Below are 11,773 nucleotides of genomic sequence, written 5' to 3' on the forward strand. Positions count from 1 at the left end.
CCCACCGATTCCAACCCCAGCACCTCGGCGAACAACCCCGCCAGCACCGCCTCCATCTCCGTCACCGGCGTCCGCCCCGCCGACACCCGAGCCCCGAAATCCGGCTCCGGCAACGCCCGGCGATCCACCTTGCCCGCGGGGTTCAGCGGCAACTCGTCGAGGATGATCAATGCGGAGGGCACCATGTACGGCGCAAGAGTGTTTCCGGTGAACCGCACAATGTCGTCCGGGTCGAGTTCGGCGCCCGGTACCGGCACGACGTACCCGACCAGACGGCTCACGCCGGTTCCGCCCTTGTGTGCGGACACCACCGACTGCGCCACACCCGGGTAGCGGGCGAGGACGGTTTCGATTTCACCCAGCTCGATCCGGAAACCACGGATCTTCACCTGGAAATCGCTGCGCCCCAGGTACTCCAGCTGCCCGACGGAATTCCAGCGGGCCAGATCACCGGTGCGGTACATGCGGGCACCGAAACCGTCGTAGGGATTGGCGACGAACCGTTCGGCCGTGGTACCCGCGCGCCCCTGATAGCCGCGGGCGAGACCGGATCCCGAAACGTACAGCTCACCGGTCACACCTACCGGGACCGGATGCAGACGCGAGTCGAGCACCATCTCTCCGGTGCCCATCGGCGGGCGGCCGATGGTGACGGACTCGCCGGGCCTCATCGGCGCCGTCACACTCGATACCACGGTCGCCTCGGTCGGGCCATAGGCATTGAACATCCGTCGCCGGCCGGTCACCCACTGCTCCACCAGTTCCGGTGGGCACACGTCGCCTCCGGTGACGACACATTCGAGCAGATCGAGGCCGCTCGGGTCGACCGAGGCCAGCGCGGCCGGGGTGATGAACGCGTGCGTCACCCGGGCTTCCCGGAGCACGTCCGCGAGTTCGGTTCCGCCGATGACGGCAGGCGGGGCGATGATCATCGTGGCGCCGCACCCGAACGCGAGCAGCAACTCGAGGATCGAGGCGTCGAAACTCGGCGACGAGAAGTGCAATGTGCGCGAAAGGGGGGTCACCTCGAACCGCGTCCGTTCGTCGGCCGCGAAGTTCGCGAGGCCGCGATGGGTTACCACCACACCCTTGGGTGTGCCGGTGGATCCGGACGTGTAGATGAGATACGCGGGATTGTCCAGTGCGAGCGGTGCGGTACGGTCCGCCTCGGTGACGGGGTCGCCGGAGTAGCGCGACACCTCGTCTTCGAATTCCGCGGCGTCGACCACGAGGTACGACGTGCAGGTCGGCAGCGCGGGTTCGAACTCGGCGACAGTCAGTGCGAGGGCCGCGCCCGAGTCGGTGATCATGTGGATGATCCGGTCGGCCGGGTAGTTCGGGTCGACCGGGACGAACGCGGCACCGGTCTTGGCCACCGCCCACAGCGACAGCACCGACTCGATCGACCGCGCCATGGCCAGGGCGATCACGGATTCGGGACCCACACCGCGCCCGATGAGCAGACGTGCCAGGCGGTTCGAGCGCTCGTCGAGTTCCCGGTAGGTCATCGACCGGTTCTCGTACGTCACCGCGGGGGTCTGCGGATCGACGGCCGCCGCCGCCGCGAGGAGCTCGGGCAGGGTGCGGGGCTCGGTGTCCGGGCCGTCCATCACCGGCGTCAGCGCGGCGCGCTCCGACGCGGTCATCAGGTGGATGTCACCGACGGCGGTGTCGGGTGCACTGGTCACGGTGTCGAAGATGCGTTGCAAGTATTCGGCGAATCCCGCGATCGTCGGCGGTTCGAACAGACTGGCCGCGTAGGTGAAGGACGCCGAGATGCCGGCCGGTTCGCCCGACACACCGAACTCCTCGGTCAGCGTGAGCTGCAGGTCGAAGTTGGAGATGTCCGTCGCCAGGTCGAGTCCGGTGACGGTCAGCCCCGGAAGCTCGAGACGCGGTCGTTCGTTGTTGCGGAACTCGAGCACCACCTGGAACAACGGCGAATGCGACGTCGCCCGTTCGGGCGAGATGGCATCCACCAACCGTTCGAACGGCAGATCCGCGTGCTGGAACGCGCTCAGATCGACGTCGCGGACCGTCGCGAGCAGTTCGGGGAACGTCTTGCTCGGCACCACCGGGGTTCGCAGTACCAGAGTGTTGACGAACATGCCGACCATGTCGTCGAGCGCCGCATCCCCGCGGCCGGCGATCGGCGTGCCGACCGCCACGTCGTCGGTGTCCCCGAGTCGGGCGAGCAGCACGGCCAAGGCCGCGTGGACGGCCATGAACACACTCGAATTATGTTCGCGGGCAGTCGCTATCAACCGGCCGTGCACTTGCGGGTCGATGCTGAACGAGTGTGTTCCACCCCGCATCGACTGCTGCACCGGGCGCGGATGATCGAGGGGCAGGGCCAGCAGTTCCGGCTGCCCGGCGAGCGTCTTCGTCCAGTAGTCGAGTTGGGCGGCGAGCAGACTGTCCGGATCGTCGGCACTGCCGAGTACCCGGTGCTGCCACAGCGCGAAGTCCGCATACTGCACGGGCAGCGGTTTCCAGTCCGGCGCCTGTCCGCCGGTGCGGGCCGCGTAGGCGGTCATCACGTCCCGCGCCAGTGGTGCCATCGAGAAACCGTCCGCGCTGATGTGGTGCACGACGATCGTCAGCACATGCTCTTCCGGGCCGGTCCGGAACAGGGCGGCCCGCACCGGGACGGCCCGGGTCACATCGAATCCCGCACGTGCGATTCTCGAGATGCGTTCGGGGAGTGACTCTTCGGTGGTGTCGATCGGAGTCAGGTCCGGCACCACATCTTCGGTGGGTAGCACCACCTGCAACGGCTCACCGTCGACCATCGGGAACCGGGTGCGCAGCGACTCGTGTCGCTCCATCACGTCGGCGACGGCCGCCTGGATCGCATCCTCGTCGAGTACCCCGCTCAGGCGCACCGCGAGAGCGATGTTGTACGCCGGGGAACTGACATCGAACTGGTTGATGAACCACATCCGCTTCTGGGCCAGCGACACCGGCAACCGGGCCGGCCTCTCCCCCGCGATGAGCGGCAGACGTTCGGCACCGTGGACGGTTTCGGCCTCGATCCGGGTGGCCAGTGCCGCCACTGTGGAGGCGTCGAAAATCTCGCGGACACCGATGCGGCTACCCAGTGCGGCGTTGACCCTCGCAACCAGCCGGGTGGCCACCAGAGAGTTGCCACCGAGATCGAAGAAGCTGTCGTACACGCCGACCCGCGGGGCGTCGAGGAGATCCGCGAAGATCGATGCGAGGATTTCCTCGACCGGATTGCGTGGTGTCACGAACTCGGCGGAGGGGCTGAGGAACTCCGGCTCGGGCAGGGCGCCTCGGTCCAATTTTCCGGTGGCGCCGAGAGGGAAGCGCTCGAGCACGATGATCCGGGTCGGCACCATGTAGGACGGCAGGGCCTCGGCCGCGGTGTCGCGCACGTCGGCCGTGTCGATGTCGATCCCGGACACCGCGATCACATATCCGACGAGGTTTTCTCCGGTGGCTTCGCTGCGGTGAACGGTCACGACAGCCTGCGCCACCGCCGGATGCGCGAGCAGCGCCGCTTCCACCTCTCCGAGTTCGATGCGCTGCCCTCGCAGCTTCACCTGGAAGTCGCGGCGGCCGATGTACTCGACGTTGCCGTCGGCCCGCCAGCGGACCACGTCACCGGTGCGGTACATCCGGGCCCCGGGTTCACCGAAGGGATTGGCGACGAACCGGTCGGAGGTGAGGTCGCTGCGCCCCACATAACCCCTGGCCAGCTGAACGCCCGCCAGATACAGCTCACCGTGTACCCCCACCGGGACGGGATGCAGCCGCGAGTCCAGCACGTAGAGCTGGGTGTTCCACACCGGTGCACCGATCGGGACGGATGTCCGGTCGTTCTCGGAGCACGCCCAGTACGTGACGTCCACGGCCGCTTCGGTGGGACCGTAGAGGTTGTGCAGTTCCGCAGCGCCGAACTGCTCCCGGAAGGCGTCTGCGGACGCGGGCGGCAATGCCTCGCCGCTGCAGAACACCCGGCGCAGCGAACCACACAGAGCCGGTTCGGCGCCTGCGGTGAACACCGCCAGCATCGACGGCACGAAATGCATGGTGGTGACCTGATGATCGGCGATCACATGCGACAGGTACGTGGGGTCGCGGTGTCCGTCCGGGACCGCGATCATCAGCCGGGCACCGACCTCGAGGGGCCAGAATAGCTCCCAGACCGACACGTCGAACGTGACAGGCGTCTTCTGCAGTACCACGTCCGACGGGTCCAGCGGGTAGGTGTCCTGCATCCAGAGAAGGCGGTTCGCGATCGCCCGGTGCGAGACGGCGACGCCCTTGGGCCTGCCGGTCGAACCCGACGTGTAGATCACATAGGCGGTCGAATCGGGGTGAATCGATCCTCCGCGTTCGGCGCTGACGATCGGACTGCTGGACCGTCCGGACAGGTTGAGGGTGTCGATCTCGATCGCCCTGCTTCCTGCCTCGGCATCCACGCCCTCGCACCGGTCGCGCGAGGAGGTGAGGACACACACCGGGGACGCACTCCGGATCACGTACGCGATGCGCGACGCGGGATGGTCCGGATCGAGGGGAACATAGGCGGCGCCGGTCTTCTCGACTGCGTAGATCGCGATCATCATCTCGAGCGAGCGGCGCAGGGCGACCGCCACACGCGATTCGGGCCCGACGCCACGCGCGAGCAGTTCACGGGCGAGCCGGTTGGCCCGGGCGTCGAATTCCGCGTACAGCAGTTCGTCGTCGCCGAACACGAGCGCCACGGCATCCGGTGTGCGGGCCACCTGATCCTCGAACAGCGAGACCAGCGTGGCCGACGGCGGTACGGCGGCGGCCGTGTCGTTCCATTCCACGAGTACCCGGCGGCTCTCGTCCGGGCCCATCAGGTCGATGTCCCCGACCTTGGCGTCCGAGCGGGCAGTGATCGTCTCGAGCAGGGTGACGAACCGTTCCGCCAGCGCCGTCATCGTGGGGGGATCGAAAAGTTCTGCGGCATAAGAGAACTGGGCATCGATCGGTCCCGGACGCCCGGATTCCTCGGTGTGCTCGGTGAGGATGACCTGGAGATCGAACTTGGCGGCGCCGGTGTCGAGACCCTCGACCTCCACCTCGAGCCCGGGCAGTTCGAGCCGCGTGTCAGCGAATCCCTGCAGCACCAGCATGACCTGGAACAGCGGCGAGTGCGCCTCGGAACGGCTGGGTTTCAACTCGTCGACCAACCGCTCGTACGGCAGATCGGTGTTGCTGAACGCCGCGAGGTCCACCGACCGGGTGTGCGAGAGAATCTCGGGGAACGTACGATCCGGGTCGACGGCGGTGCGCAACACCACCGTGTTGACGAACATCCCGACCACGTCGTCCAGCTGGCGTTCACCACGTCCGGAGACCGGAGAACCGATCGACACGTCGGGCGACCCGGTCGAATGGGACAGCAGGACCGCGAGAGCCGCGTGGACCACCATGAAGAGGCTGGCGTCGTGTGAGCTCGCGAGATCGAGCAGCGCGGAATGCAGATGCGCGGGAATCGTGAAGTCCGTGGTCGCACCGACCATCGACTGCCGCGCGGGGCGAGGCCGGTCGGTCGGCAACTCCAGGACCTCCGGGGCACCCTCGAGGGTGCGTGCCCAGAACGAGAGCTGCCGCGAGAGCAGGCTGGTCGGGTCGTCGGGGGATGCGAGCAGCTCGCGCTGCCACACGGAGAAATCCGCGTATTGCACCTCGAGCGGCGCCCACTGCGGGGACTCGCCGGCAGCGCGGGCGTGATACGCCACCATCACGTCCCGGGTCAGCGGTGTCATCGACAAACCGTCGGCGGCGATGTGATGGACGACGAACACCAGGACGTGATGATCGGCGGCTAGCCGGTACAGCTGCGCCCGCAGCGGCGGTTCCGCGGTCACGTCGAACCCGGTGGTTGCGTCGCCGCGGAGACGGGACTCGAGTTCGTCTTCGACGACATCCACGGCGTCGAGGCGGGGAGCCACCTCCGCCACCGGGCGCACCAGCTGGATGGGTCCGTTGGGTGTGTTCGGGAAGACGGTGCGCAGCGACTCGTGGCGGGTGAGGACATCGGCCACCGCCATCCGCAGCGCCGCGACGTCGAGGGTGCCGCGCAACCGGATTCCCACCGGGATGTTGTATGCCGGCGAGGCGGTGTCGAGCTGATTGATGAACCACATGCGCTGCTGGGCCAGCGACACCGGTAGGGGACCGGAACCCTGCCGGGGCCGCAGTTCCGGTCGGGCGGACACCCGTGGGCCGGCGGCGTCCACCCGTGCACTGAGCATCGCCACGGTGGGCGCCTCGAACAGGTCCAGCACCCCGATCTCGGTGCCGAGGGCGGCGTTGACGCGGGACACCACCCTCGTCGCGACGAGAGAATCTCCGCCGAGGTCGAAGAAACTGTCGTCGGCTCCGACGCGTTCGACACCGAGCAGGTCCCCGAACACCTTCGCGACCTGGATTTCGGTCGGTGTGACGGGAGCCCGGTAGACGGTGGTCGTGGTATCGAACCGGGGTTCGGGCAATGCCTTCCGATCGAGCTTGCCCGCCGGTGTGAGCGGAACCTCGAGCAGCACCATCACCCGGGCGGGCACCATGTGCGCGGGCAGCACGGCGGCCGCACGTTCGAGGACGTCCCCGACCACCAGATCCGCTCCCTCCGCCGGCAACACATAGGTCACCAGCACCGTCTCCCCCGTGGGAGCGGTACGGCCGACGGTGGTGGCGAACGCGACGCTCGGATGCGAGCGCATCACCGCATCGATCTCACCGAGTTCGATGCGGAATCCGCGGATCTTCACCTGGAAGTCGGTGCGGCCGAGGTATTCGAGTTCCCCGGCACGGTTCCAGCGCGCAAGGTCACCGGTCCGATACATCCGTTCGCCCGGGGCGCCGTGCGGATCGGCGACGAAGCGCTCGGCCGTCGGGACGGAGCGATTGTGGTACCCACGTGCCACACCGTCGCCGGTGATGTACAGCTCGCCCGGCACCCCCACCGGAACAGAACGGAGCCGGGAATCGAGCACCAGCAGGCCGCAACCGCGCGACGGCCGGCCGATCGTCACCGGCGCGCCGACCGCGAGAGGTCCGCTCACGCTCGCGACGACGGTGGCCTCGGTCGGGCCGTACGCGTTGAACATCACGCGGCCGGGTGCCCACTGCGCGACCAGGGCGGGCGGGCAACTCTCGCCACCGGTGACCACACAGCGCAACCGGTCGAGACTCGTGGGATCGACGGATGCCAATGCCGCCGGCGTCACGAAGGCATGGGTCACCTGTTCACGCTGCAACAGTTCCCGGAGTTCGCTACCGCCGTAGACCGTGGCGGGCGCGACCACCATGGTGGCTCCGGCGCCCACCGCGAGAAGCAGTTCCAGGATCGAGGCATCGAAACTCGGCGAGGAGAAATGCAGGGTCCGCGACTGCGGGCTCACGCCGAACCGTTCACGCTCGTCGGTCGCGAAATCGGCCAGACCGAGATGGGGCACCACCACACCCTTGGGCGTGCCGGTGGAACCGGAGGTGTAGATCAGGTAGGCGGGGTCCGCCATTCGCAGCGGACGGAGCCGGTCGTCGTCGGTGACCTCGGCGGCCGACTCCCTCTCCACCAGTTCGGTGAAACCGGGATCGTCCAGCACCAGCCACGGCGCCGACTCGGTCACGCGGGACCGATGCGCACTCGTCGTCAGCCCCAGAGCGGCACCGGAATCGGTGAGCATGTGCTCGATGCGGTCGGCGGGATAATTGGGGTCGACCGGTACGAACGCGGCACCCGACTTCGCGACCGCCCACGTGGCCAGCACGGACTCGGTGGATCGGGAGATCGCCAATGCGACCACCGATCCCGGTCCGATACCGCGCCGGATCAGTATCCGTGCGAGGCGGCTCGACCGCTCGTCGAGCTCGGGGTAGGAGACGGCGACACCGTCGAAGATCAACGCGGCCCCGTCACCTCCCGCGGCCACCGCATGGCGCAGCAGTTCGGGCAACGTCCTCGGTTCGACGGGGGGCTCGCCACGCACCGGGGCGAGCGCGGCAGACTCGGCCGCCTCGAGAATCTCCGCGTCCCCGACCGGCGCGGAGGGATCGGAGGTCACCGCCTGCAGGAGCCGTACGAAACGCCCCGCGAGGGTCTCTGCGGAGTCGCGGTCCCACACGTCCACCGCGAACGTCAACCGGCCCGCCAGTCCGCCCTCCCCCGATTCGGCGAGGGAAAATGCCAGGTCGAGACCGCGCGCCCGCTCTTCGCGGTCGATGGGGGCAACGATCGCCGCACCGGACGAATCGTGCGGGTGACCCTCGTCGGCGAACGCGAGCATCACCTGGAACAGGGGTGAATGCGAGGGATCCGGCTCGATTCCCAACGTCGCGACCAACTCGTCGAACGGCAGTGCGGCGTGCGCGAACGCCACCCGGTCCGCGTCGCGGACCCTCGCGAGTTGTTCGGCGAAGGACGATGCCACGTTCACCGGGGACCGGAGAACGGCATCGGTGAAGACGACATCGGTATCGGGGCCTCCCGACCCTGGCTCGGACCCGGCCGGTTCCCGAACGACGACGGGTGTTCCGATCACGACGTCGTCGGTGTCTCCGAGCCGTCCGAGCAGGATCGCCAGCGCGGCGTGCAGCGTCGTGAACATCCCGGTGCCGGCCTCTGCGGCCAGTTCGGTTGCGGCCAGCCGAACTCTGTCGTCGACGGCGAACTCCACCACGTCGCTGGTGCCGTCGCGTTCGCCGGGCCTCGGGCGATCGAGCGGCAAGGCCGACACCTCGGGCAGACCCGCGAGTTCACGTGTCCAGAATTCGCGATGCGACTGCCGTTCGAGGATGCGTGCCCCTTGCCGCGCGCTCTCGGTGTGGATGTCCGCGGTGCGGGTCTGCGGTTCCGCCGCCAGGAACTCCTCGATCAGTTCGACGAAACGCCGGTGGTGGGCGCGCAGTTCCTCCGGGCCGTACCGGTGGGGGTTGCCCCGGAAGTCGAGCAGCGTCTGCCCCTCACCACCCTGATAGATGTTGACCAGCAGGTCGTCGACCGGACCCGAGGTCACGATGTGATACTCGCCGACCACCGACCCCAGCGTCAGGGCGTGATGGAACAGCATGACGTTGACCATCGGACCGGTCAGACCGTCTTCGCTTCCGGCGAGGCCCGCGTCACGCCGGATGTCCTCGAGGCTGCATCGCTGATGACGCAGTGCGCCCATCAATTCGAGTTGGACACGCTGCACCAGGTCGGCGACAGTGTCGTCGGGTCGGACCGTCAGATGCAACGGTGCGACGTTCACCAGCATGCCGCCGGACCGCTGCAGCGGCGCCGTGGTGCGCGCCGACACCGGCAGGTTGACCAGCACATCCTCCCGACCGGTCATCCTGGACAGGTAGACCGCGAATCCGGCGAGCAGAACCGCCGCCGAGGTGGCGGCGACCCGCTGATCGGACTTGCCCAGCAACTCCACGGCGCTCGGGGACACGGTGCCGCTCTCGAGCCTGCTCTGCGCGGCAGCCGGGGCCGCATGCGACGACAGGGTGGACCCGTGTTCGATACCGACGATGTGCTCGGCCCAGTACGCGCGATCGTTCTCGAAGCGGCTCGACGACCGGTACTTGGTGTCCAGGTCGTAGAGTTCGCGCAGCGGAAGCGCACGATTCGGCTCGGGCTCGACCCCCTCGATCGCGGCCGTGTACAGCGCCGCGATTCTGTTCAGCATCGTCATTCCGCTGTAGCCGTCGAGCGCGACGTGGTGAATCCTGGTGTACCACAGGTAGTGTTCCTCGCCCACCTGGAGGATCGTCATCTCGACCAGACGATCACGGGTCAGCCGTAGCGGCGTGGAGTAGTCCCTGTCCATCCACGCCTGTGCCGCCGCCATCGGGTCGGGCTCGCCCCGGAAATCGCAGAAACCGACCGTCGGGTCGATCGTGTGATCGACCATCTGGTACGGCTCACCGTCCACGTCGAGCAGCCGGAGGAACGGTGACTGGAACTCGTGTGCCGCGGTCACCGCCGCCTCGCTCAGAAGGTCCAGGTCGATCTCGCCGCGCAGATCCACGTATTGGGCGATGAACTTCGGGACGGTGGGGCTCAGCTGCTGCGCGAACCACATGCTGCGCTGCACCGAGGAGAGCGGAAAAGCACCCTCCGGCACGTACCCGTCGTCGGAGCGATTACCTGTCGTCGGCGAATTCGAACTCGTCATCTTTTACCCCCAGCGGGTGGAGAACTGTGGATGCGCGGGTGCCGCGCGTGGTTCGGGCCCATCGCCGCCGGTCCGCCGCGCTGTACCGATGATGCGGTGCGCGGGACTCCGGCGTGTGTCGAATCAAGCAGTTCGTGTCTGAATCGCCGCCAATGCTCGACGGCAACGGAGGAGCGGGTCCCACAGGATGCGTATCCCGTCCCGCGGTCCGTTCCCGGCACTCAGCGGAAGCGTTCGGCCTCACGGGCCAGGCGCACGAGATCCGCACACAGCGACTGAACTTCATGGGCCGCCGCACCTTCGGCAACGGCTGTCGCCACGTCCTCTGCGGCACATCGAACCTGAAAAATGCGGTCGACCATTGCGGAGGCTTCTTCCGACGTCAGCACCAGCGCGTCGGCCGGAATGCTGGTGCCCTTGACCTGACTGCGCTGCTCGTAGGCGCGCTGGCGGCACGACTGGCGGCAATACCGCCGACGGCGTCCCATTCCCGACTCCGCGATCTCCCGGCCACACCAGAGGCACGGATCGGGTCTGCGGGAGGAGCCGGTCACGATCGACCACCTTACCGGGCGGAGCCCTGAAGACCGCCCGGTAAGATGGCGAGGTTGCATCTGCGCGGCGTACGGGAACCAATCGGGAGTCCGTGGCGTTGTAGATGAGTGTGAACGCTTGGTTCTTGTCCAGGCGTGCTCGCGCGGAGACGATCGAGGAGAGGACACAACCATGGCAGATCGCGTACTTCGAGGTAGTCGACTCGGAGCGGTGAGCTACGAGACCGACCGTGACCACGACCTCGCGCCCCGTCGGATGGCCAAGTACCGGTGCGACAACGGTGAGGTGTTCGACATTCCCTTCGCCGACGAGGCCGAGATCCCGGGTACCTGGCTCTGCCGCAACGGCCTGGAGGGAACCCTGATGGAGGGGACCGCACCCGAGGCCAAGAAGGTCAAGCCACCCCGCACTCACTGGGACATGCTGCTCGAGCGCCGCTCCAAGGAAGAGCTCGAGGAACTCCTCAAGGAGCGGCTCGACCTGCTGAAAGCGAAGCGTCGCGGGGCCTGAATTCCCGTGAATCGTCACGGAGCCTGATTCGGGCAGAAACTCACGAACGCCGTCCCGGCTGTGCCGGGGCGGCGTTTGCCGCGCGTGGAGCGTCCGATGCGGGACCGCACCGGTCTCGGGCGAGCGGTGAGTTCGAGACGAGGTCACCGTGGCGACAGAATCCATACACATACTCCGATCTGCTGAACGCACACGCGTTTCATTCCGGGCACACCAGTGAGAGAGTCACGCCCCGAACACGCAGTCGAAGAAACCACGTATGACCGACCCCTCGGAGCTCGCGCCCCAATGAGAGGTAGGTCACATGACTGCCCTCAATCTACTATTCGGTACGGCGGAGTCAAGGGTTTGGTCTGTTCTCCTGATCCGGCCGGATCGCCAGGTCAGGACCGCCGGCATGCGGAGACCTCGGCCCTCGATACCGCCTTCACGCACTCAGGTCGTCATCGGTTCGATCCGTCACATACTGCCATTGACAGGGGTATTGCCCGCCGCGATCGAATCCAAACGTCCGGTAGCTTTATCGGCTGAATATCCGA

At 67.3% G+C, this 11,773-nt stretch carries 3 protein-coding genes; 1 reads left to right on the forward strand and 2 read right to left on the reverse strand.

Annotated features, from left to right (window positions below):
- Both WAW17_RS32610 and WAW17_RS32615 read right to left on the reverse strand, forming a co-directional pair.
- A partial coding sequence (locus tag WAW17_RS32610) for an amino acid adenylation domain-containing protein (RefSeq protein WP_422336962.1) occupies window positions 1–10,169 on the reverse strand: 10,169 nt, incomplete at its 3' end.
- A gap of 221 nt (window positions 10,170–10,390) precedes the next feature.
- Window positions 10,391–10,723, reverse strand: a complete 333-nt coding sequence (locus tag WAW17_RS32615; RefSeq protein WP_422336963.1) for a hypothetical protein — start codon at window positions 10,721–10,723, stop codon at window positions 10,391–10,393.
- Between the two features lie 172 nt (window positions 10,724–10,895).
- Here WAW17_RS32615 and WAW17_RS32620 point away from each other — a divergent pair, with 172 nt between their 5' ends.
- The gene (locus WAW17_RS32620) at window positions 10,896–11,234 is read left to right on the forward strand and encodes an RNA polymerase-binding protein RbpA (RefSeq protein WP_422336964.1); all 339 of its coding nucleotides are present in this window, start codon (window positions 10,896–10,898) and stop codon (window positions 11,232–11,234) included.
- Window positions 11,235–11,773 lie beyond the last annotated feature (539 nt).

Source organism: Rhodococcus sp. (in: high G+C Gram-positive bacteria) (assembly GCF_049286785.1).
In the GTDB taxonomy this organism is placed as follows: Bacteria; Actinomycetota; Actinomycetes; order Mycobacteriales; family Mycobacteriaceae; genus Rhodococcus_F.